Annotated in this window: 17 protein-coding genes; 10 read left to right on the top strand and 7 right to left on the bottom strand. The window is 64.5% G+C overall.

Going from position 1 to position 21,942, the window contains the following annotated elements:
• Positions 1-59: 59 nt before the first annotated feature.
• Positions 60-1,016, bottom strand: a complete 957-nt coding sequence (locus tag BRA471DRAFT_RS12305; protein ID WP_007607579.1) for a lytic transglycosylase domain-containing protein — start codon at positions 1,014-1,016, stop codon at positions 60-62.
• 183 nt (positions 1,017-1,199) lie between these two features.
• Between BRA471DRAFT_RS12305 and BRA471DRAFT_RS12310 the strand changes: the two genes are divergently transcribed.
• Entirely contained in the window at positions 1,200-2,234 is a 1,035-nt protein-coding gene (locus tag BRA471DRAFT_RS12310; protein WP_007607584.1) for a L,D-transpeptidase family protein, read from the top strand.
• Between the two features lie 75 nt (positions 2,235-2,309).
• Here the strand turns inward: BRA471DRAFT_RS12310 and BRA471DRAFT_RS12315 are convergent, their stop codons facing one another.
• Positions 2,310-3,167, bottom strand: coding sequence for a VOC family protein (locus tag BRA471DRAFT_RS12315; RefSeq protein WP_007607586.1), 858 nt, complete (start codon positions 3,165-3,167; stop codon positions 2,310-2,312).
• Positions 3,168-3,312: 145 nt separating this feature from the next.
• Positions 3,313-4,503, bottom strand: a complete 1,191-nt coding sequence (locus BRA471DRAFT_RS12320) for a urate hydroxylase PuuD (protein WP_007607588.1) — start codon at positions 4,501-4,503, stop codon at positions 3,313-3,315.
• Positions 4,504-4,737: 234 nt separating this feature from the next.
• Between BRA471DRAFT_RS12320 and BRA471DRAFT_RS12325 the strand changes: the two genes are divergently transcribed.
• Positions 4,738-6,078 (top strand): sorbosone dehydrogenase family protein, encoded by a 1,341-nt coding sequence (locus BRA471DRAFT_RS12325; protein WP_007607590.1) that lies wholly within the window; start codon positions 4,738-4,740, stop codon positions 6,076-6,078.
• A 169-nt stretch (positions 6,079-6,247) separates the two neighbouring features.
• Here the strand turns inward: BRA471DRAFT_RS12325 and BRA471DRAFT_RS12330 are convergent, their stop codons facing one another.
• Both BRA471DRAFT_RS12330 and BRA471DRAFT_RS12335 read right to left on the bottom strand, forming a co-directional pair.
• The gene (locus tag BRA471DRAFT_RS12330; protein WP_007607591.1) at positions 6,248-7,048 is read right to left on the bottom strand and encodes an SDR family NAD(P)-dependent oxidoreductase; all 801 of its coding nucleotides are present in this window, start codon (positions 7,046-7,048) and stop codon (positions 6,248-6,250) included.
• Between the two features lies 1 nt (position 7,049).
• On the bottom strand, positions 7,050-7,832 hold the full coding sequence (locus BRA471DRAFT_RS12335; protein WP_007607595.1) for a carboxymuconolactone decarboxylase family protein: 783 nt from the start codon (positions 7,830-7,832) through the stop codon (positions 7,050-7,052).
• Between the two features lie 233 nt (positions 7,833-8,065).
• On the opposite strand from BRA471DRAFT_RS12335, the gene BRA471DRAFT_RS12340 reads away from it, so the two are divergent.
• The 4 genes from BRA471DRAFT_RS12340 to cyoD are packed head-to-tail and all read left to right on the top strand — an operon-like array spanning position 8,066 to position 11,916.
• The gene (locus BRA471DRAFT_RS12340; RefSeq protein ID WP_007607596.1) at positions 8,066-8,899 is read left to right on the top strand and encodes a hypothetical protein; all 834 of its coding nucleotides are present in this window, start codon (positions 8,066-8,068) and stop codon (positions 8,897-8,899) included.
• On the top strand, positions 8,889-10,889 hold the full coding sequence (cyoB, locus tag BRA471DRAFT_RS12345) for a cytochrome o ubiquinol oxidase subunit I (protein WP_007607597.1): 2,001 nt from the start codon (positions 8,889-8,891) through the stop codon (positions 10,887-10,889). Before BRA471DRAFT_RS12340 ends, cyoB begins: the two co-directional genes overlap by 11 nt.
• A complete protein-coding gene (locus BRA471DRAFT_RS12350; RefSeq protein WP_007607598.1) occupies positions 10,889-11,530 on the top strand; it encodes a cytochrome (ubi)quinol oxidase subunit III in 642 nt (213 codons plus the stop codon). The genes cyoB and BRA471DRAFT_RS12350 overlap by 1 nt, the downstream gene beginning before the upstream one ends.
• On the top strand, positions 11,527-11,916 hold the full coding sequence (gene cyoD, locus BRA471DRAFT_RS12355) for a cytochrome o ubiquinol oxidase subunit IV (RefSeq protein WP_007607599.1): 390 nt from the start codon (positions 11,527-11,529) through the stop codon (positions 11,914-11,916). Before BRA471DRAFT_RS12350 ends, cyoD begins: the two co-directional genes overlap by 4 nt.
• A 219-nt stretch (positions 11,917-12,135) precedes the next feature.
• Here the strand turns inward: cyoD and BRA471DRAFT_RS12360 are convergent, their stop codons facing one another.
• Entirely contained in the window at positions 12,136-12,924 is a 789-nt protein-coding gene (locus BRA471DRAFT_RS12360; RefSeq protein WP_007607601.1) for a thermonuclease family protein, read from the bottom strand.
• A 196-nt stretch (positions 12,925-13,120) separates the two neighbouring features.
• Here BRA471DRAFT_RS12360 and BRA471DRAFT_RS12365 point away from each other — a divergent pair, with 196 nt between their 5' ends.
• From BRA471DRAFT_RS12365 to BRA471DRAFT_RS12380, 4 genes are all read left to right on the top strand, one after another.
• Positions 13,121-14,719 (top strand): GMC family oxidoreductase, encoded by a 1,599-nt coding sequence (locus tag BRA471DRAFT_RS12365; protein WP_007607603.1) that lies wholly within the window; start codon positions 13,121-13,123, stop codon positions 14,717-14,719.
• Between the two features lie 198 nt (positions 14,720-14,917).
• Positions 14,918-15,367 carry a hypothetical protein gene (locus BRA471DRAFT_RS12370; protein WP_007607606.1) on the top strand — a complete coding sequence of 150 codons (450 nt, stop codon included), beginning with the start codon at positions 14,918-14,920 and terminating at the stop codon, positions 15,365-15,367.
• A gap of 91 nt (positions 15,368-15,458) precedes the next feature.
• Positions 15,459-16,478 (top strand): S1C family serine protease, encoded by a 1,020-nt coding sequence (locus tag BRA471DRAFT_RS12375; RefSeq protein WP_007607611.1) that lies wholly within the window; start codon positions 15,459-15,461, stop codon positions 16,476-16,478.
• Positions 16,479-16,537: 59 nt separating this feature from the next.
• Positions 16,538-18,262, top strand: coding sequence for an FAD-dependent oxidoreductase (locus BRA471DRAFT_RS12380; protein WP_007607616.1), 1,725 nt, complete (start codon positions 16,538-16,540; stop codon positions 18,260-18,262).
• A 140-nt stretch (positions 18,263-18,402) separates the two neighbouring features.
• Here BRA471DRAFT_RS12380 and BRA471DRAFT_RS12385 read toward each other — a convergent pair whose 3' ends face one another.
• The gene (locus tag BRA471DRAFT_RS12385) at positions 18,403-21,879 is read right to left on the bottom strand and encodes an indolepyruvate ferredoxin oxidoreductase family protein (protein WP_007607618.1); all 3,477 of its coding nucleotides are present in this window, start codon (positions 21,877-21,879) and stop codon (positions 18,403-18,405) included.
• Positions 21,880-21,942 lie beyond the last annotated feature (63 nt).

The raw sequence follows: 21,942 nt of genomic DNA on the forward strand, positions 1-21,942 counted from the left end.
GTTTCAAGTGAACGCGGACCGCCGGAAGCCGCTCCATTGAGCGGCTTCCGGGTTTCGCATCAGCCCGAAGATCGTTCGCGCGCTGCAAAACGGATAGCGCGGGCCTTCGCGCTCTTTCCCGCCGCGCGCGCGGCGATCATGCTGCGTGCCTTGCCGTGGGTGCTCTTCCGGATCAGGGACGCGAGCCGCTTGCGCGCGCGGCTGGCCGTCAACCGCGCCGCCAGTTGCTCCGCCTTGCGAATGATGGTCGTGACCGAGGGTGTCAGGTTCACCGGAACCCAGGCGACGTCTTTGGTCTTGGACAGGCTGCCGATGCCCTCGCATGGAGCTTCGCGCGGCAGGTCGATCCGGATCGCGAGGGCTTCCGCGCGTTCGGTCCAGTCCTCAGCCTTGGTGCCGGTGATGATGCGGACATAGTCGCGTGTCTCGCGCGGCAGCTCGCTCTCTTTGGCGAGCCATTTCTGGATCCGGCCGGGGCCTGCGTTGTAGGCGGCTGCGGCAAGGCCGAGATTGCCGAAATCGTCGCGCAGCTTGCGCAGGAATTTGGCCGATGCCGGCAGCGCCTTCATCGCGTCGAACGGATCATCCAGCCCGACCTCCGCTGCGGTTTCCGGCATGAACTGTGCGACTCCTTGCGCACCGGCCTGGCTGACTTCGTTCGACTTGAAGCGGCTCTCCTGCCAGATCAGGCGCGCGAAGAACGGCACGGGAATGCCGCTGGCTTCGGCAGCGCCACGAAGCGCGTGGCAGAATCGCTCCGTCGGCGAAGCCGGCGCCTGCGCGATGGGTTCAACCGCCCGCGGCGGCGCGGGTGTCTCCTCATAGGCCGCGCGCGCATTGGCAAGCTCGAGGGCCTGCACGCTTGCGAGGAACAGCTCGACCACGGGAACAAGTGGCGAGGCCTGAGTGTTTTGAAGAACGGCACGGTCGAAAGCTGATGTTTGGCGGGACGCCGACGGATCGAAGTCGCACATCAGAATCATGAACGCGGCGCAAGCCGCGACGACAAATCGCATTTGCTGGAGCAACCTCGAACTGTGGGTGAACGGCCGGCGGTGCGCCGACGCTAAGGAGTTCTTAACCCTGCGATTGCGGCAAAGCTGCGGTCTCGTCGGTTCCGCCGGTGTTACTACGGTGTTCCCGCCGGGAAACTCTCTGCTCCGCGAATTTGCGGGCATTGGCGAATTGGGACGAACGAGATGATGCGGTGGATGCTGGGCGCGGTGATTTTGCTGTCGGTGATCTCTCCGGCGCTTGCGGGCAATCTCGATGCAGCAGCGGTGAACGATGCTGCGCGTCCCGCCAAGCCACCTGCTAGCGACAAGCTCAACGCCGCAATCGTGAAGCTTCAGATTCTGCTCGATCGTGCCCGGTTCTCGCCCGGGGAGATCGACGGCAAGCTCGGCGAGAACGCGCAGAAGGCGCTGAAGGCATTCGCCGAGCAGAACGGCGTTGCATCCGACAAAATGATCGCACCGGAGCTTTGGGACAAGTTGAATGCCGCGAGCGAAGGCCCTGTCCTCGTCGAATACAAGATCACCGACGCCGATGTGAAGGGGCCGTTTCTGAAGGAGCTGCCCGGCAAGCTTGATGACATGAAGCCGCTGAAGGCGCTGAGCTACACCAGTCCGCTCGAAGGGCTTGCCGAGAAATTCCACATGAGCGCAGACCTGCTTCGGACGCTCAATCCCGGTAAGTCCTTCGACAAGGCTGGAGAGACGATTACCGTTGCGAATGTCTCTGCACGAAGCGAGCTACCAGATGTTGCGCGGCTCGAGATCGACAAGAAGAACGGCACGCTGAAAGCATTCGATGGGGGCGGCACCCTGATCGCCTTCTATCCCGCGTCAATCGGAAGTCCGGATCGTCCGACGCCGAGCGGTACGCTCAAGATCACCAGCACGCACGAGAATCCGGTCTATCACTACAACCCCGACTACAAGTTCAGAAGCGTCAGATCGAAAAAGCCGTTCGATGTTCAGCCGGGCCCGAACAATCCGGTGGGAGCATACTGGATCGGCTTGTCCGCACAGGGTTACGGCATCCACGGAACGGCGGAGCCCGACAGGGTCAGCAAGTCCGCGTCGCATGGCTGCGTCAGGCTGACCAATTGGGACGTGCGCGCGCTGGGCGAACACGTCAAGCGCGGCATGCCGGTGGTCTTCCTGGATCCGCCGACGGACTCCTCGTCCGAGCAGCAGGGGAAGTCCGGCGGCAGGCGCGCCTCGAACTAGTCTTTGGGAAAGTCCTTGCGCATCGCGATCTCGGCGGCATCGCCGGGCGACAGCTTGTTAAAGAGTTAGTTCAAATCAGCCGGCAACAAAGGAGAGCAGGGTGCCGTTCGCCTTGGCCGGCGGCACGCAGATCGCAGGCCCGCTGCGCACCGCTGCCGAACCAAGCGCCTTCTCGGTAGCCGCGAGATCGCCGCTCACGAGCACCAGGGCAGCGCCACCGCGTTCGGAAAGACCCGCGAGCGGCACGCCGGGATAGCGTTTGCCGAGTTGCTCCAGCGTCAAGTAAACGAAATCGGCACGATCGCCACCGGAGGGCACGGTCACCGCGCCGTCGGCCTCGGCCTTCGGCTCGCGGTCGATCAGCCGTCCCAGATGCGAGGCGTCCTTCGCGGGATCGGGCGTCGCGATCAATGTCTGCTTGATGCGCTTGGCTGCATTGGCGTGCTTCATTAGCTCGGGAATCCACACCGTCTCGCGCGTCTTGTGCTGGCAGGCGAAGATGCGCACGCCGCCGGGCGCTTCAGCGGTCGGCCACATGAAGGTGCGGAATTTCGCCGCCGAGATCGTGCCATCAGGCAGCGTCACGGGTCGTTCGAAATCGGTCGGGCCGATCGGCTCCAGGCCGCGCGCGCGGATTTCCTCCGCGCCGGCGGTGGAATCGATCGCGGTGAAGGCAATGCGCTCGATGCCTTCGCCGCGCTTGTCAAGGAAGGCACGCGCCGGCGCGTTGTGCTCGGTCGCGGCGAGCACGCCAAGCAGCTCCATATAATCCGGGTCGAACATGATGGTGTAGTTGCCGGTGCCCATATGCGCGCTGTGGGTGCCGCGCGGCGAGATGGTGAAGCCGAGCTGCCGGTAGTTCTCGGCGGCTTTGTCGAGGTCCTGAACCATGACCACGGCGTGGTCGATACCGATGACGTTCTTGAGGGCCACTGTTCTTTCCCCGCATGCAAATTGACTTGAGGCCGCGCCGGGCCACTGCTTCTGTCTACGCCGGATAAGCGTTCAAGTCATTTTCAAATCGGCGGGACATGCAGAAATTTCGTTCCGCGAAAGCCGATATCGACGGGTGATGGCGTCAGCGCGCCTGCTCGATATAGGCGGCGAGGATGGCGCGCTCCTCGCTGGTCATTTCGGTGATGTTGCCCGGCGGCATCGCATTGGACCAGGCAGCGACGCGGCCGATCAGGCGGATGTTGCGATGGATGTGCTCGGGCGCGTCGAGCAATATGCCCTTCGGCGCGGTGACGATGCCGGCCCAGACCGGCTCGGTCGCGTGGCACATGCTGCAGCGGGACATCACGATCTCCTCGACATTGGCAAGCGTCGGCTGCGCCGACAGCGCGCTTGCCTTGACCTCGCGTGGGCCGGCCGCCGAGAGGAACAGGATCGCGATCACGCCGACGGCTGCGACACCCCACACCCACCACGGCGATCTGCGTCCGGCATGACCCTCGTTGAAGAAATGACGGATCACGGGACCGAGCGCCAGGATGATGGCGACGATGATCCAGTTGAAGCGGGTGGCATAGAGCAGGGGATAATGGTTGCTGATCATCAGTACGACGACAGGCAGCGTCAGATAGTTGTTGTGGACCGAGCGCTCCTTGCTTGACTTGCCGAGCTTTGGATCGGGCGCCTGTCCTGCGATCAGGCTGGCCGCGATCTTTTTCTGGTTCGGGATGATCAGCGTGAAGACGTTGGCGACCATGATGGTGCCGATGATCGCCCCGATCTGATTGAAGGCGCCGCGGCCGCTCAACACGTGGGTGAAAGCATAGGTCAACGCGACCAGGAACAGATAGCCGCCGATTGCGAAGGGCAGCTCGCGTTGCGCGAGCCCGGTACGGCAGGCGCCTTCGTAGAGCAGCCATGCCAGCGCCAGGCTACAGAGGCTGAACAAGCCGGCCTGGAATGGCGTGAGGTCGAGGATCGACTTGTCGACCAGGAACAAATCGGCTTCGAGATAATACACCACCACCATCAGCGCGAAACCGGACAGCCAGGTGGTGTAGGCCTCCCATTTGAACCAGGTCAGTTCGTCCGGCATCTGGGCGGGCGCGACCAGGTATTTCATGATCCGGTAGAAGCCGCCGCCATGGACCTGCCAGGCCTCGCCCTGCACGCCGTCCGGCAGATCGCTGTCAGGCTTGAGGCTGAGGTCGAGGGCGATGAAATAGAAGGAACTGCCGATCCAGGCGATCGCGGCGACCACGTGCAACCAGCGGAGCAGCAGGCTCGCCCATTCCGATATGATGGATCCCCACATGACCACCCCAACAGATGCGACACCAATGCCGCAGCTTGATGACCGCAACCGGCGGCCCCGCCCTTACAATGTGTCGCACCGATCAGCCGCATTTTCCAGTACGATGGGCTGCGGCTGATGCACATCGTGCGGGCATGAGCTGACGTGGGATTCGGCAGGCATTTGACCTGTCGCAGAACGTTTGCGCGCCAATCGGCGTTGATGCGCCAGATGTAACGGCCGGGAGGAAATGATTTGAAGAACAGGATTTCGTTCGTGGCGATGTCCACGGGGTGGCTGGTCGCGGTCGCGACCTGCGCCCAGGCTGAGGCGCTGTTGCAGGGCAAGGACGCCTACGGCGATTGGAAGGCCGACAAGCCCGGCACGGTCAGGTTGATCCGGCCGCAGGATCTGGTCAGGCCCGGCGCTACCCGGTCGGTTGCGAGTTCGTCGCGCGTGGTGCCGCGCCCGCCGGAGGGGGCGCTTCAGGTGCCGGCCGGCTTCAAGATCGAGCTGTTCGCCGAGGGTCTGCGCGCCCCGCGCATCGTGCGCGTGGCGCCGAACGGCGATGTCTTCGTCGCCGAGACGCGCGCGGGCAACATCCGCGTGTTGCGCGCCGGCGACGGCGGCAAGGTCGCGACCAACGAGGTGTTCGCTGCCGGACTGCGGCAGCCGTTCGGCATCGCCTTCTTCCCAAACGGCGACAATCCGCAATGGGTCTACGTTGCCAACACCGACAGCGTCGTCCGCTTTCCCTATCAGGCCGGCGATCTCAAGGCGCGCGGCAAGGCGGAGACGATCGTGGCGAGCCTGCCGCATGACGGCGGTCATTCCACCCGCGACATCGTGTTCACGCCCGACAACAAGCGCATGCTGGTATCGGTCGGCTCGCTCAGCAATGTCGCCGAGGGCATGGGCACGGCGCCGGGTGGCGTGGAAGCCTGGTCGAAAGCGCAACCGCTCGGTGCGGCCTGGGCCAGCGAGACCGAGCGCGCCACCGTGCTCGCCTTTACCCCCGAGGGGAAGGAGCGGAAGATATACGCCACCGGAATCCGCAACTGTGTCGGGCTCGCGGTCCAGCCGCAGACCGGGCTGCCCTGGTGCTCGACCAACGAACGCGACGGGCTCGGCGACGATCTCGTGCCTGATTACGTCACCAGCGTGAAGGAAGGCGCCTTCTATGGCTGGCCGTGGTTCTATATCGGCGGCAATGAAGACCCGCGCCACGCCGGCGCGCGGCCGGACCTCAAGGACAAGGTGACGGTGCCTGATGTGCTGGTGCAGCCGCACTCGGCCTCGCTCGGCATAACCTTCTATCAGGGCACGCAGTTTCCGTCCGAGTATCGGGGCGATGCTTTCGCGGCCGAGCACGGCTCCTGGAACCGGTCGAAGCGCACCGGCTACAAGGTGATCCGCATCCGGATGAAGGACGGCAAGCCGACCGGCGAGTACGAGGATTTCGTCACAGGATTCGTGGTCAGCGACACCGAGGTGTGGGGGCGGCCGGTGGGAGTTGCGGTGGCGAAGGATGGATCGCTGCTGGTGTCGGAGGATGGCAACGGGACGATCTGGCGGGTGACAAGCGTGCCGCGATGAAGGTGTACCCTCGCCCCTTGCGGGAGAGGGTGGCTCGCCGCGCAGCGGCGAGACGGGTGAGGGGTTCTATCGGCGAACTCCTCTGCGTGTGCGGAGAGAAACCCCTCATCCGGCGCTTCGCACCGCCTTCTCCCGCAAGGGAGAAGGAAGAGCAGCGTGCTTGCGGTGCCTACCCCCGTCTCACACTCGCTCCGCCATCCACCGGCAAGGTCACACCGGTGATGAAATTCGCCTCGTCCGAGGCCAGGAACAGCGCGGCATTCGCGACGTCCCAGCCTGTGCCCATCTTCCTGCGCAGCGGCACCTTGCTGTCGCGTTCGGCTTCGACTTCGGCGCGGGTCTTGTGCCATTCGCGGGCGCGGGTGTCGACCGCCATCGGCGTGTTCATCAGGCCCGGCAGGATGACGTTGGCGCGGATGCCGTATTCCGCGTTCTGGTAGGCGAGCTGCTCGGTGAAAGCGATCATCGCCGACTTCGTCGCTTTGTAGGCGACGTAAGGATAGGTGGTGATCGCCGCCATCGAGGAGATGTTGATGATCGCGCCGCTTCCTTGCGCGCGCATGATCGGGATCACCTCTTTCGCCGCCCAAATGCAGCTCTTCAGATTGATCGCGACGACGCGGTCGAAGGCCTCCTCGGTAATTTGCAGCAGCTCGGCGTCGCCGCCGGACAGGCTGACGCCGACATTGTTGTGCAGCACGTCGATCCGGCCCCAGCGCGCCTGCGCCTCCGCGACCATCGCCTTGATGTCAGCGGACTTTGTGACGTCGGCCTTGAACGCCGCGGCGGTGCCATGGTTCGCCGCGAACATGGCGGCGGTCTCCTGCGCCGATTCCAGATGATGATCGACGCAGAGCACCTTGGCGCCCTCGCGCGCGAAGGTCAGAGCAGTGGCGCGGCCATTGCCCATGCCTTCGCCGGGGCTCTGGCCGGCGCCCACGACGATCGCAACCTTGTCCTTCAAGCGCATGTCAGTTCACTCCCGGGATCGGGTACTGCTGGAGTACCTCTTTGTAATACGGCTCGTTGTCAATCTTCATGGTGGCGAGCACGCGCACCACGCCGCAATAGAAGGCGATGGTCAGCACGAGGTCGACCATGTGCTCGTCCGAGAGATGCTGCCTGATCTCTGCAAAGGTTGCGTCCGACATCGCGAGCTCGCGTACCATCTCGCGGGCACCTTTCAGGATCGCCTTCGCCTGTGGCTCGAGCGTCGAGGGCTCGCCGTCGGTCTCGGCAATCAGGCCGGCGATATCATCATCGGTGACGCCGAATTCCTTGCCGATCTTCACATGGTGAGTGAATTCGTATTCCGATTTCTCCATCCAGCCGACCTGGAGGATCGCAAGCTCCCGCAGCCGTGGATCGAGCTTGCTCTTGAAGCGAATGTAGCCGCCGATGCCGTTAAAGGCACGCGCCATCTCCGGCGAATTGACCAGCAGCTTGTGCAGATTGGTGTTGCGCTTGAGCATGTCGCGATATTCTGGCGCGACCTGGTCGGCCTCGAGATAGGGCAGGCGGGCCATCCCTGTGTTTCCTTTCCTTGCTAGTGTTCTTGTGACTCGCGTTCGGGCGCTTGTCGCGTGACGTTCGGCGAGCTTGAGGTCGCGATCGGCCACCAGCACTTTGGCGCCGGCGCGAGCCAGTAGAATTGCGGCGGCGCGGCCATTGCCAATGCCGTCGCCCGCAGCGCCGCGGCCGCTGACCAGCGCCACCTTGCCGGCGAGACCGGGATCGTCCTCGGGCCCCTGCATATCGTTTCACCCCAAACATTTTCGTGCAGTCTAGCAATCGCCCCGAGCGGCGAGAAGGGCCGGGCTCCCGCTTTCATGTCATTGACATCGCATGGAATTGCATGCCGCCGCGCGAGAAGGGCGAACGATCGCCCCGCGCCGTTAGGAACCGACCTCGCGCGATCGCGTTTGTTGCGGAGCCTTTCCCGCGCTAGGCTCTGTCCCGGGGCTTCCCAACCGCCAGTGGCTTGCCGATGAATCTGCTCGATCCACAAGGGCCTGTGGCTGCGGCCAACAGCACCATCCTGGTCGATTCCGTCTTCATCATGCTCGCGATCGTGGTGCCGACCATTTTCGCGATTTTGGCCTTTGCGTTCTGGTTTCGCGCATCCAATCCAAAGGCGCGCTTTCAACCGGAGTTCGTCTATTCGGGGCGGGTGGAAATGGTGGTGTGGGCGATCCCCGCGCTCACCGTGATCCTGCTCGGCGGCGTGGCCTGGATCGGCTCGCACCAGCTCGATCCCGCGGCACCCGTGCCCGGCACCGGCAGCCCGGTGCGCATCCAGGCCGTCTCGCTCGACTGGAAATGGCTCTTCATCTATCCGGACCAGCGCATCGCCACCGTCAACACCCTGACGGTGCCGGCCGGCGCCGAACTGAATTTCCAGCTGACGTCGTCGAGCGTGATGAACGTGTTCTTCATCCCGCAGCTCGGCAGCATGATCTACACCATGAACGGCATGGTGACGAAGCTGAACCTGCGCGCCGACAACGAAGGCAAGCTCCAGGGACTGTCGGCGCATTTCTCCGGCGACGGCTTTCCGGACATGATGTTCGACGTCAACGTGATCTCTCCGCTCGCCTTTCCGGACTGGGTCGCGACCACGGCGAAGAGCGGTGCCGTCCTCAATGAGGACAGCTACAAGAAGTTGATGCAGCAGGGCATCGAAAAGGGCAGGCCGACCTACAGGCTCGACGATCCCCGGCTGTTCGACCTGATCGCGACCCAGCACATTCCGCCGGGACCGGGCCCAGAGCTCGCATCCGAAGCAGGCCGGTCGCACAGTGGAGGCCATGATGCTCGGTAAGCTCGATTGGTCGGCCATTCCGTTCGATCAGCCGATCCCCCTGATCGCAGGCGCGGTGGTGCTGGTCGGGATTCTCGCCGTGCTGGCCTGGGTCGTGGTGAAGGGGCATCTGCCCTATCTCTGGCACGAATGGATCACCAGCGTCGACCACAAGCGCATCGGCGTGATGTATATCCTGCTGGCCTCGGTGATGCTGCTGCGCGGCGGCAGCGACGCCATCATGATGCGGATCCAGCAGGCGGTTGCCTACCAGTCACAAGGCTATCTGCCGCCGGAGCACTACAACCAAATATTCTCTGCGCACGGCACCATCATGATCTTCTTCGTGGCGATGCCGTTCGTCATCGGGCTGATGAATCTCATCGTGCCGCTCCAGCTTGGCGTACGAGATGTCGCTTTCCCGACGCTCAATTCGGTCGGCTTCTGGCTGACCGCGACCGGTGCACTGCTGGTCAATCTTTCGCTCGTGATAGGCGAGTTCGCCCGCACCGGTTGGCTCGCGTTTCCGCCGCTGTCGGAACTGTCCTACTCGCCCGGCGTCGGCGTCGACTATTACGCGTGGTCGCTGCAGATCTCCGGCGTCGGCACGCTGGTGGCTGGCATCAATCTCGTGACGACGGTGCTGAAGCTGCGCACCAAGGGCATGAACTATCTGCGCATGCCGATGTTCTGCTGGACCACACTGGCCTCGAACCTCCTCATCGTCGCGGCCTTCCCGATTCTGACCGCCACCCTCGCGATGCTGCTGCTCGACCGCTATCTCGGCTTCCACTTCTTCACCAATGAGGCCGGCGGCAATGTCATGATGTTCATGAACCTGATCTGGGCCTGGGGGCATCCCGAGGTCTACATCCTGGTGCTGCCGGCCTTCGGCATCTTCTCCGAGGTGGTCTCGACCTTCTCGGGCAAGGCGCTGTTCGGCTATCGCTCGATGGTGCTGGCGACGATGGCGATCTGCGTCATCTCCTTCATGGTCTGGCTGCATCACTTCTTCACGATGGGCGCGGGCCCCGACGTCAACGCCATCTTCGGCATCGCCAGCATGATCATCGCGATACCGACCGGGGTGAAGATCTACAACTGGCTGTTCACGATGTATGGCGGCCGCATCCGCTTCGAGACGCCGATGCTGTGGTCGATAGGCTTCATGGTCACCTTCATCATCGGCGGATTGACGGGCGTGCTGGTCGCGGTGCCGCCGGCCGATTTCGTCCTCCACAACAGCATGTTCCTGGTCGCGCACTTCCACAACGTCATCATCGGCGGCGTGCTGTTCGGCGCCTTCGCGGGGTTCGAGTACTGGTTCCCCAAAGCGTTCGGCTTTCGCCTCGACGACCGCTGGGGCAAGCTTGCGTTCTGGTTCACTTTTCTCGGCTTCTATGTCACCTTCATCCCGCTCTACGTCGCCGGCATGCTCGGAATGACGCGGCGCATGCAGCACTACGACGTCGCGGCGTGGCGGCCCTGGATGCTGGTTGCAGCCGTCGGTATGGCCGTGCTGACGATCGGCGTGATCTGTCAGATCATGCAGATCGTGGTCAGCATCCGCAACCGCGAGGCCCTGCGCGATCGCACTGGCGACCCTTGGGACGGCCGTTCGCTGGAATGGGCGACGTCGTCGCCGCCACCGGTTTTCAACTTCGCTTTCAATCCCGATGTGCGCGGCGAGGATGCCTACTGGGACATTAAGACACGTGGCCAGCAGCAATCGCTCGATCATGATGCGCCCGAGTATCATGACATCGAGATGCCCAGGAATTCGCCGACCGGCTTTGTCTGCGCGTTCTTCGCCACGGTCATGGGCTTTGCGCTGATCTGGCACATCTGGTGGATGGTGATTTTGGGCGGCATCGGAGCGTTCGCGACCTTCGTCGTGTTCGCCTGGCGTGACCATGACGAATACGTCATTCCGGCCGACGAAGTCGCTGCAATAGACCGCGTCAATCTCGAGGAGCGGCGCAGTCTTGTCAGCATGGCGGGGACAGTCTGATGTCAATGACCGCAACCACCGGCCGTGCACACGCCGATCCGCATCACATCGGGCTCGTCATCGAGCATCCCGGCCCAGCGCCGAAGCGCATCGTGACCGCCTATGGCTTCTGGATCTTCCTGCTCTCCGACATCGTGATGTTCTCCTGCTTCTTCGCGGCCTATGCGGTGCTGGCCGACCAGACCGCCGGCGGCCCGAAGGGTTCGGAGATATTCGATCAGCGAAACGTTGCGATCGAGACGGTCTGCCTGCTGCTGTCGAGCTTCACCTGCGGCATGGCCAGCATCGCCGCCGATGTGCGCAATCGGTTCTGGTTCTATCTCGGGATGGCCGTGACCTGTTTGCTCGGCCTCATCTTTCTGGTCATTGAGTTTCGCGAGTTCGCCGATCTCGTCGCGCGAGGCGATGGCCCATCGCGCAGCGCGTTCCTGACTGCGTTCTTCTCCCTCGTCGGCTGCCACGGCCTCCACGTCTCGGCCGGCATATTGTGGCTCCTCACCATGATGGCCCAGGTCTCTGCGAAGGGTTTTCGTGCCGACGTGCTGCGCCGGATGATGTGCTTTGCGTTGTTCTGGCATGCACTCGACATCGTCTGGGTCGGAGTCTTCTCCGTCGTCTATTTGCTTGGGAGTGGCGTATGAGCGATCAGACGCACATGCCGGCCGGTCATGACCTTGCGCCGGGCGACGAGGAGCAACACAGTGTCGGCACGCGCGTCCTCGGCTACGTGGTGGGTCTTGTTCTCGCCCTGCTGCTGACGGCGACCTCGTTCTTCATCGCCGGCACCGATCTGGTCTGGCAGCCTTCCATTCCCGTCGCGCTGATCGTGCTGGCGATCGCGCAGATGGGCGTGCACCTCGTGTTCTTTCTGCACATCACCACCGGCCCCGACAACACCAACAACGTGCTGGCGCTCGCGTTCGGGCTGCTGGTCGTGTTCCTGGTGGTCGGTGGCACCGTCTGGATCATGGCGCATCTGAATGCGAACATGCCGGCGATGGATCAGATCGTGCCGATGCGCCACTAGCGCATTGTGCAAAAAAGAAGAGCCGCTTGTTGTGACAAGCGGCCCAAGTCTAGGGAGGAAACGCCCGAGCAAAGCAATCGGGCCGGAGCCGGATTGCCGCCAAGGAAACGCTCGCGCAAAGCGCTTGCGTACGCTTACAAATGCAGCAACTCCCGATAGAGTTCAATTCCGGATGAATACTGTCTCCGGCTGGCGCTCACGGCTGCGTGATGGGCTTGGTTATTTCGGCCGCCGGCAGTTGTAGGCCTTGCGGAAGCCCGCGGCCTGGGCGTCCTCCTCCGAGCAGAACCAGCGGTCCGGCTTGGTCGTCGCGGGGTAGCTCGGGCAGCCGCGTAAATGGTAGATGCCGATATTGCCGGTCACGCGCGCGCGCACCGCAAGCTTGCCCTTGATGCCACAGCTCGGTGGCATCGTCAGATTTTCGGGGAACAGCGCCGCGCGAATCTCCTTGTCGCGGTCGGCGCGGCAGGCGGCGCCAAGGAGCGCGCCGTCCTTCTTGCCGGTGCGGAATTCTTGCGGTGCAACAAAGCAGCCCTTCCAGATTCCGGCGGAGGTTGATTTCGCGTCGGCCGCGGCCGACTTGACGTTCGCCTTGACCGGCTCGCGGGCGATTGCAAAGCCCAGCTTGACCAGCTGCTCGTTCAAGCTGGTCTTGTCGCCTTCGGCCGTGCAGATCGCGCGGTGCCGCTTGCCGAAGCTCTTTTCCGGTCCGACATCGTCGCAACGCACCGATCGCTTGCCAATCAGCTTGGCGAGCTGGTCGCGGGCCTCGATGCCGCAGGTCCAGGGATCGGCATGATCGTCGATGCAGACCTGGTCCAGCTCGGGCGCGTCTACGCCGTCGAGACGATAGGTGACGTCGCCGAGCTGGACGGCGTTGCCGTCGCGGACCGTCGCGGCGGCGGTCAGCGCGGAGGCGGGGCCGGAGGTGCCCAGAAATCCGGACAGGGCAATAAAGGAAACGAGCGCAAAAGCGCGGGCGCTGGCAAAGGATTTTCGGAAGGACATAAGGTCTCGCTATCGATGGCTCGTTCGCCTTGTTCCTAGCATCCGGATGTGGCGATACCAATGGTCTGCGCCCCGCGAAGTGCGACATTCCGGCCCCGTGGCTTTACTCGGCCGTCGCTCTGATCCTATCGTTCGCCGGCCTTGCGGAGCGGAGGCCGAATCGCCCGGGAAGCGGCGAAGGGAGGAAAATTTCGCGATGAAAGACCCCGTGGACGTCCTGATCATCGGCGCCGGCGCTTCAGGCGCGGCGGTCGCGTGGTCGCTGGCCGAGACCAAAATGCACATTCTCTGCCTGGAGCAGGGCGGCTGGATGAACCCGGCGGAATATCCCAGCACGGGCCGGGACTGGGAGGCCAAGTTCTACGGCGAGTGGTCGTCCAGCCCCAACGTCCGCGGTCGGCCCGAGGACTATCCGATCAACGACGACAATTCGCCGATCAAGGTCGTCAACTACAATGCAGTCGGCGGCTCGACAGTGATGTACACCGCGCACTGGCCGCGTTTGCATCCCTCCGATTTCAAGGTGAGGACGCTCGACGGCGTCGCCGACGACTGGCCGATCGACTACGACGCGCTGACCCCGTTCTTCGAAGAGAACGACCGGATGATGGGCACGTCCGGCCTCTCGGGCGATCCGCTGTCGCCACTGACGCATCCGCCGATGCCACAACAGCCGCTCGGATTGTCCGGCGCCATCATCGGCAAGGCCATGAACAAGCTCGGCTGGCACTGGTGGCCGTCGGATACGACGGTCGCGACCATGGACTACGAGGGCCGCGCGCGCTGCATCAATCTCGGCCATTGCACGCCGGCCTGCGCGCAAGGCGCTAAATCCTCCACCGACATCACCTATTGGCCGCACGCGGTCCGCGCCGGCGTCGAGCTGCGGACGCACTGCCGGGTGCGCGAGATCACCACCGACGAGAACGGCATGGCCACCGGTGTGGTCTATTACGACAAGGACGGCGTCGAGCAATTCCAGCCGGCGCATGTCGTCATCATCGCCTGCAACGGCGTCGGCACGCCGCGGCTGCTTTTGAACTCGGCGTCGAACCGCTTTCCGAACGGGCTTGCCAATTCGTCCGGCCTCGTCGGCAAGAACCTGATGTTCCATCCCTATGCGCAGATCTACGGTTATGTGAAGGAGCCGACCGACAGCAATCGCGCGCCGCCGACCTGCCTGTGGAGCAAGGAGTGGTACGACACCGACCCGTCGCGGGGCTTCGTGCGCGGCTACGGCGTTCAGTTCGTGCGCGGCGCCGGACCGGTGTTCGAGGCTGTCGTCAGCGAGCAGAAGGGCATTCTGCCGTGGGGCGCCGATCATCACCGCGTCTTCCGCAAGCTCAACGGCCACAGGCTCGGATTTTCCGCGATCTGCGAGGACCTGCCGGAGGAGCATAACCAGGTCACGCTCGATCCGCTCTTGAAGGACAGCCACGGCATTCCCGCGCCGAGGATCGACTACACAATCAGCGAGAACAGCCGGAAGATGATGGAGCATGCGCTGGCGCGCGGGCGGGAGATTCTCGAAACCGCCGGAGCGAGCGACGTCTGTGTCAACTCGCCGATCCCGTGGGGCGGCTGGCACCTGCTCGGGACAGCACGGATGGGCACCGACCCCGAACGCTCCGTCGTCAACGAATGGGGCCGCTCGCACGACGTGAAAAACCTCTTCATCGTTGACGGCAGCATCTTCGTCACCTCGGGCGGGGTCAACCCGACGTCCACTATCCAGGCGCTCGCGCTCTACATCGCCGACCAGATGAAGCAGCGCCTCGCGAACCTCTTCGATTGAGAATGATTATGTTCAAACCTGACCGCGCGTTCGGTGCACCTCTCCCGCTTGCGGGAGAGGTCGGCACGAAGTGCCGGGTGAGGGTTCTCTCCTCTGGGGGAGTCTCTCTGCGGAGGCACCCTCTCCCCGACCCTCCCCCGCAAGCGGGGGAGGGAGCGCACCGTCACCGCGGCTGTAAAGTTCTAACGAGAGGACATAATGGCTGATCAACTCCCCCTCACGCCGCGACAGCGCGACGACCTCCGCACCATCGCCGCGATGATCGTTCCCGCCAGCAACGAGTACAAGGTGCCGGGCGCCGACGACCCCGCGATCCAGGCTGACATGCTGGCGACGCTGGGACGGGACAGCAAATTGGTGGTGGCGGCGCTCGACCATCTGGCGCGGCTAGCCGGCCAACCGCTCGCGAAGCTCGATGCTGCCAGGCGCGATGCGGTGGCGCACGAGTTTCGCAAGCATGGCGGTGCGGCTGGGGACACGCTCGTTCGCGTGGTACTGCAATGCTACTACCGCGACGACCGCGTGCTGGGCTCGCTCGGGCTCGAGCCGCGCGCACCTTTTCCCAAGGGCCATGTGCTGCCGGATGGTGACTGGTCGCTGCTGGAGCCGGTCAAGGCGAGGGGCGGCACGCTGCGACGGGCGCCCTAGCCACCTGGGCAGTCCAGCCTTGCGCCCCGGACGGGTCCCTTGCGCCTCACGGAGCAGGCCACCATCTGTGTGAGCCTCAAGGACTCCTGCCATGTTGGATCTTACTTCAGACATCGTCGATGACGCACCGTCATCGCGAGCGGCGGCGGCTATCCCGGACAATGACCGGGCCCTGCTGGACGCCTATTCCAATGCCGTGATCGACGTGACCGACCGCGTCGGTCCAGCCGTCGTGCGCGTCGAGACGGGACCAAAAGTGCCGAACGGCCGCGAGCGCGGCGGGCTCGGCTCGGGCATCGTGATCTCGCCGGACGGGCTCGTTCTCACCAACAGCCACGTGGTCGGCTCGTCGAAGGAGATCCGGCTGCGCGACGTCGAGGGCCATGTCGGCGACGCCCGGGTGCTCGGCGTCGATCCCGACACTGACCTTGCGCTGCTGCGCGCCAACGGCGTGCGGGACTTGCCCTATGCGGCGCTCGGCAACTCCAAGACCTTGCGGCGAGGCCAGCTCGTGATCGCGATCGGCAATCCGCTCGGCTTTGAATCGACCGTCACCGCCGGAGTGGTCTCGGCGCTCGGGCGCTCGATCCGCTCGGTCAGCGGCCGCACCATCGAGGACGTGATCCAGACCGATGCTGCGCTCAACCCCGGCAATTCCGGCGGCCCGCTGGTATCGTCGAATGCCGAGGTGATCGGCATCAACACCGCGATCATCAATGGCGCGCAAGGCATCTGCTTTGCCGTCGCCAGTAACACCGCGCAATTCGTGCTGTCGGAGATCATTCGCCACGGTTATGTCCGTCGTGCCTTTATCGGCGTGGCCGGCCAGACCGCGCCGATCCCGCGGCGGCACGCGGTGCTGGCCGGCGTCGAGAACAAGATGGGCGCGCTGCTGGCGCAGATCGAGCCGGACGGGCCGGCGGCGAAGGCGGGCCTGTTGTCCGGCGATGTCGTGATCGGCCTCGACGGCGTCGAGATCAACGGCGTCGACGATCTGATCCGCGTGCTCGACCGCGACCGGATCGGCCGCCGCTTGGCCATGGACGTGCTGCGGCTCGGCCGCCTGCGGGCGATCGATATCGACCCGGTCGAGCGCAAGCCGGCCCGCTAGCGTGAGGGCGCCCAGGCGGGGTATGACGGTGTCATGCCTCGCTTCGGGAACCCCGCCGCATGATGCCGGCGCATGAGACCTACGATGTCATCGTCGTCGGCGCGGGCGCCGGTGGCATCACGGCCGCGGCCGTTGCCGCCGCCGAGGGCCTGCGCGTGCTGGTGATCGAGAAGACCGCTTTCGTCGGCGGCACGACCGCATGGTCCGACGGCATGATCTGGATTCCCGCCAATGCCAAAATGAAAGAGGCGGGGCTCTCCGATAGCGTCACCGATGCCGTGCGATATTTGTCGAACACGGTGCCCGAGCCTGCCAATGCGGGCCTGCGCGCCGCTTTCCTCGCGCGCGGACCGGAGGCGGTCGCCTATCTCGAAGCCAACACGCAAGTGCGCCTCCAGCCGGTGGAAGCCTGTCCGGACTATTATCCGGAGCGATTAGGCGCGACGCCGGGCGGGCGCGTGCTTGAGCCGGTCGTCTTCGACGGCACGCGGCTTGGCGCGCATTTCGCGCGGCTGCGCGCGCCGCTGCCGGAGTTCACGCTGTTCGGCGGGATGATGGTCAACCGCCTCGACATCCCGCATCTGCGCCGGGTCGGAAAATCGCTGCGCTCCACTGTTCGCGCTACGCAGCTCGTCTTGGAGTATGCGTGGCAGCGGCTGCGGAGCCCGCGCGGCACGACGCTCCATCTCGGCAATGCGCTCGCCGCACGGCTGTATGCCTCGCTGCTGGCCCGGCAGGTCGAGGTCCTCTTCAGCGCCGACGTCGAGGATTTGTCGATGCAGGGCGAGCGCGTCGGCGGCGTGGTCATCCGTCATGGCTCGCGCGATCGCCTGATCGCCGCGCGGCGCGGTGTGGTGCTCGCAACCGGCGGCTTTTCGCACGACGCAACCTTGCGCAAACGCATCTTCCCGCCCAAAGCCGGATTCATCTCGGCGGCCCACACGTCCGCTACGGGCGACGGGATCCGCCTCGCGACCGCAACCGGGGCAGCGCTCAATACGGATGCGACAAGCCCGGCCTATTGGGTGCCGGCCTCGCTGTTCCGGCGCCCGGATGGAAGCCGTGGTGTTTTCCCGCACATGGTGACCGACCGCGCCAAGCCCGGCGTGATCGCGGTCAATGCGGCCGGCCGGCGCTTCGTCAACGAGGCGCTGTCGCACCACGAATTCATGCTCGCCATGCTGCGCGATGGCGACGGCGAATCGGACCGGCCGTTCTATCTGATCTGCGATCGTCAGTTCCTCTGGCGCTATGGCCTCGGCCGCATCCAGCCGTTCACGCGCAATAGCAGGCGCTATGCGGCGAGCGGCGAGTTGGTCGAGGCTGCTGATATCGCGCAGCTCGCAGCGAAGATCGGCATCAAGCCGTCGACACTCGTGGCGACCATCGCCAACTACAATTCCGATGCGGAGGACGGGCGTGACCCGGAATTCGGTCGCGGCAGTAGCATCTATCAGCGACACCTTGGTGATATCAGCCACAAGCCGAACCCCTGCGTCGCACCCATCCTCTGCGCGCCGTTCTTTGCGATGCGGATCTATCCCGCCGATCTCGGCACGGCGATCGGCTTGAAGGTGGATGCCCAGGCGCGCGTGTTGCGTGAGGACGGCACGCCGGTCGCGGGGCTTTACGCCTGCGGCAACGATATGGGCTCGATCATGAACGGCAATTGTCCGGGGCCAGGGATCGCGCTGGGACCGGCGCTTACGTTCGGGTACATCGCGGCAAGGCATCTGGCGGAGGGGAGTGTGGCCGCGATGGGCACGGCCGCAGCCTCAGTCTAACCATCCCCACCGCTGTCATGCCCCGCGAAGGCGGGGGATTCAGTACGCCGCAGCCCATCGGACTAATCACAACCGCCTCGGAGTACTGGATCGCCCGCCTTCGCGGGCGATGACACCGAGAATGTAGCGCCAGTCTTCCGCTACTCCGCCGCCGCCGCAAAGCGGCTGTTCTCCAGTTCCGCTTCCAGCCGCGCCTTCTCCGCGGCCGCCAGCTTGATGCTGGCTTCCTTGACATGCCCGAAGCCGCGGATCGTCTCCGGCAGCCGCGCGAGCCTCGTCAGCAGCGGGATCTGCTCCGCTTTCAGGCCGGCGATCCGCTGATCGATCATGCCGAGATAATCCGCGACCAGCTTCCGCTCGGTCCGGCGCTCCTCGGTGCGGCCGAACGGATCGAACGCGCCGCCGCGCAGGAATTTCAGCTTGGCCAGTACGCGGAAGGCATGGATCATCCAGCCGCCGAATTCTTTCTTCTGGAGATGTCCGGTGGTCTTGTCGCGCTGCGCGAAGATCGGCGGGGCCAGATAGAATTTCAGCTTGAAGTCGCCGTCGAATTTCTCCGAGACCTTCTTGGTGAAGCTGCCGTCGGTGTAGAGCCGCGCGACTTCGTACTCGTCCTTGTAGGACATCAGCTTGAACAGGTTTTTCGCGACAGCCTCGGTCAGCTCCGTGGACGCGGGCGAGGCAGCTGCTTCCGCCTTGCGCACCTTGGCGACGGCGGCGAGGTAGCGATCGGCGTAGGCCCTGTCTTGATAGCCGGTCAAAAACTCCGCGCGCGTTGCGATGATGTCGTCGAGCGACTTTGTCGGCGTGGATGCTCGGCTTCTGAATTGCAGCACGCTGCGCACCCGCGACATGTCGTGGGCGGCGAGGCGCCCCCAGGTGAAGGCGAGCTTGTTCATTTCGATCGCGGCACCGTTGATCTCGATGGCGCGGAGCAGCGCTTCCAGCGACAGCGGGATCGCGCCCTTCTGGAAGGCGAAGCCGAGCATGAAGGGATTTGTCGCAATCGAATCGCCCATCAGCGCCGAGGCAATGCCGGTCGCGTCGATGATGTCGAGGTTCTTGTCGCCGACGGCATCGCGCAGCACCGTCTGCATGGTGCCCATCTCGAAATCGAGGTCGGGGTTTTGCACGAAGCTCGCGGTCGGCTGCAGGTCGGCGTTGATATACGCTTTCGTCGTTCCGCGCTCGACGCGGCTGAGCGCGGAGGGACCTGCCGAGACGATCATGTCGCAGCCGAGGATGACATCGGCGCCGCCCGTGGTGATCCGGACCGCGGAGATGTCTTCCGGCTTCGCGGCGATGCGCACATGGCTCATCACCGCGCCGTTCTTCTGCGACAGGCCGGTGAAATCCAGCGCCGAGCAGCCGCGGCCGTCGACATGGGCGGCCATGCCGAGCAGCGCGCCGATGGTGATGACACCGGTGCCGCCGATGCCCGTGACGAGAATGTTGTAGGTGGCGTCCAGCTCACGCGCGGGTGGCAGCGGCAGGTCGGCAAACAATTGGCCTGAGTCCACTGCCGAGGTCTTGATCCGCTTGAGCATGCCGCCATGCACGGTGACGAAGCTCGGGCAAAAACCCTCGACGCAGGAGAAGTCCTTGTTGCAGTTCGACTGGTCGATCTGGCGCTTGCGGCCGAACTCGGTCTCCAGCGGCTGCACCGAGACGCAGTTCGAGGCTTGCGAGCAATCGCCGCAGCCTTCGCAGACCAGCTCGTTGATGAAAGCGCGCTTGGCGGGATCCGGATAGAGCCCGCGCTTGCGGCGGCGGCGCTTTTCCGCGGCGCAGGTCTGGTCGTAGACGATGACCGTAAGGCCCTTGATGTCGCGCAGCTCGCGCTGCACGGCGTCGAGCTCGCGGCGGTGATGGATGGTTGCGCCTTGCGGGAAGTAATTGCCGTCTGGATACTTGCCCGGATCGTCCGACACGATCGCGAGGCGCTTGACGCCCTCGGCCCAGACCTGATGCGCGATCTGGGCGACGTTGAAGCCGCCCTCGGCCGGCTGGCCGCCGGTCATCGCGACGGCGTCATTGTAGAGGATCTTGTAGGTGATGCTGATGCCGGCGGCCGATGCCGCGCGAAGGGCGAGCAGTCCGGAATGGGTGTAGGTGCCGTCGCCGAGGTTCTGGAAAATGTGCTGCTCGGTGGTGAAGGGCGCTTGCCCGATCCAGTTCACGCCCTCGGCGCCCATATGCGAGATCAGATCGGTGCGGCGCGTCGGCATGCTCAGGGCCATGCCGTGACAGCCGATGCCGGCCATGGCGCGGCTGCCCTCCGGCACGCGCGTCGAGGTGTTGTGCGGGCAGCCCGAGCAGAAGAACGGCGTGCGCGCGAGCTTGATCGGCGTGCTGGTGGTGGCGGGATTGTCGAAGGCCTCGAGCCGGGCGAGGCGCTGCTCAAGCACCGGGCTGTGATGCCCGAGCTTGCGCAGCCGCGCAACCAGGGCGGATGCAACGATGGTCGGCGTCAGCTCGCCCTCGCTCGGCAATAGCGGCGCGCCGCGCTCGTCGCGTTTTCCCGTCACGGTCGGGCGCCTCGATGCATCGATATTGTAGAGGATGCGCATCAGCTGGTCTTCGATGAAGCCGCGCTTCTCCTCGACCACCAGCACGTCCTGAAGTCCTTCGGCGAAGCGCTTGGCCCCGCTTTCCTCCAGCGGCCAGGTCATCGCGACCTTGTAGATGCGCAGGCCAAGGTCCTGCGCGTCCTTGTCGGAAATGCCGAGATCGGCCAGCGCCTGCCGCAGATCCAGATAAGCCTTGCCGGTCGCGACGATGCCGAGCCGTGCCGGTCTGGAGTCGAGCACGATGCGGTCGAGCTGGTTGGCGCGCGCAAAGGCCTGTACCGCCGCCATCTTCGGGCCGAACAGGCGCTTCTCGGCGTCGAGCGGCGGGTCGGGCCAGCGGATGTTGAGGCCGCCGGGCGGCATCTCGAAATCGTCGGGGAGCTTGATCTGGATGCGTTCGGGGTCGCTATAGATCGAGGCCGAACTCTCCACGGTTTCGCTGATCGCCTTGAAGCCGACCCAGCAGCCGGAGAACCGCGACAGCGCAAAACCGTAGAGGCCGAGATCGAGATAATCCTGGAGCGTCGCCGGGTTGATGACGGGGATCAGCGCCGCCGCGAATACCTGTTCGCTCTGGTGCGCCAGTGTCGAGGACTGGCAGCCGTGGTCGTCGCCGGCAAGCGCGAGCACGCCGCCATTGAGCGAGGTGCCGGCGGCATTCGCATGCTTGAGCGCATCGACCGAGCGATCGACGCCGGGCCCCTTGCCGTACCAGATGCCGAACACGCCATCGACCTTGGCACCAGGAAACAGGCCCACCTGTTGGCTGCCCCAGACGGCGGTCGCCGCAAGGTCCTCGTTGAGCCCGGGGACGAAGGCAATGTCGTGCTGCTGGAGGTGCGACTTCGCCCGCCACAGTGCGTGGTCGTACATGCCGAGCGGGGAACCGCGATAGCCCGAGATGAAGCCGCCGGTGTTGAGGCCCTGAAGCCGGTCGCGTTCGCGCTGCAACATGGGCAGCCGGACCAGCGCCTGCGTGCCGGACAGGAAGATCCGCTTCGATTCGAGCCGGTATTTGTCGTCCAGCTCGACCTGCATCAGCGTCATCTCGGAAGTCCTCGTTTCTTGTTTGACCTGGGGTTTGCGCTGCGGGAGGAAGGAGCGGCTGCG

It is taken from the genome of Bradyrhizobium sp. WSM471, from assembly GCF_000244915.1.
In the GTDB taxonomy this organism is placed as follows: Bacteria; Pseudomonadota; Alphaproteobacteria; order Rhizobiales; family Xanthobacteraceae; genus Bradyrhizobium.

Bases quoted from the DNA above. Each gene is read 5' to 3' on its own strand.
- BRA471DRAFT_RS12305 (WP_007607579.1), bottom strand. From the start codon at position 1,016: ATGCGATTTGTCGTCGCGGCTTGCGCCGCGTTCATGATTCTGATGTGC.
- BRA471DRAFT_RS12310 (WP_007607584.1), top strand. From the start codon at position 1,200: ATGATGCGGTGGATGCTGGGCGCGGTGATTTTGCTGTCGGTGATCTCT.
- BRA471DRAFT_RS12320 (WP_007607588.1), bottom strand. From the start codon at position 4,503: ATGTGGGGATCCATCATATCGGAATGGGCGAGCCTGCTGCTCCGCTGG.
- BRA471DRAFT_RS12330 (WP_007607591.1), bottom strand. From the start codon at position 7,048: ATGCGCTTGAAGGACAAGGTTGCGATCGTCGTGGGCGCCGGCCAGAGC.
- BRA471DRAFT_RS12335 (WP_007607595.1), bottom strand. From the start codon at position 7,832: ATGCAGGGGCCCGAGGACGATCCCGGTCTCGCCGGCAAGGTGGCGCTG.
- BRA471DRAFT_RS12340 (WP_007607596.1), top strand. From the start codon at position 8,066: ATGAATCTGCTCGATCCACAAGGGCCTGTGGCTGCGGCCAACAGCACC.
- cyoB (WP_007607597.1), top strand. From the start codon at position 8,889: ATGCTCGGTAAGCTCGATTGGTCGGCCATTCCGTTCGATCAGCCGATC.
- BRA471DRAFT_RS12350 (WP_007607598.1), top strand. From the start codon at position 10,889: ATGTCAATGACCGCAACCACCGGCCGTGCACACGCCGATCCGCATCAC.
- cyoD (WP_007607599.1), top strand. From the start codon at position 11,527: ATGAGCGATCAGACGCACATGCCGGCCGGTCATGACCTTGCGCCGGGC.
- BRA471DRAFT_RS12360 (WP_007607601.1), bottom strand. From the start codon at position 12,924: ATGTCCTTCCGAAAATCCTTTGCCAGCGCCCGCGCTTTTGCGCTCGTT.
- BRA471DRAFT_RS12365 (WP_007607603.1), top strand. From the start codon at position 13,121: ATGAAAGACCCCGTGGACGTCCTGATCATCGGCGCCGGCGCTTCAGGC.
- BRA471DRAFT_RS12370 (WP_007607606.1), top strand. From the start codon at position 14,918: ATGGCTGATCAACTCCCCCTCACGCCGCGACAGCGCGACGACCTCCGC.
- BRA471DRAFT_RS12375 (WP_007607611.1), top strand. From the start codon at position 15,459: ATGTTGGATCTTACTTCAGACATCGTCGATGACGCACCGTCATCGCGA.
- BRA471DRAFT_RS12380 (WP_007607616.1), top strand. From the start codon at position 16,538: ATGATGCCGGCGCATGAGACCTACGATGTCATCGTCGTCGGCGCGGGC.
- BRA471DRAFT_RS12385 (WP_007607618.1), bottom strand. From the start codon at position 21,879: ATGACGCTGATGCAGGTCGAGCTGGACGACAAATACCGGCTCGAATCG.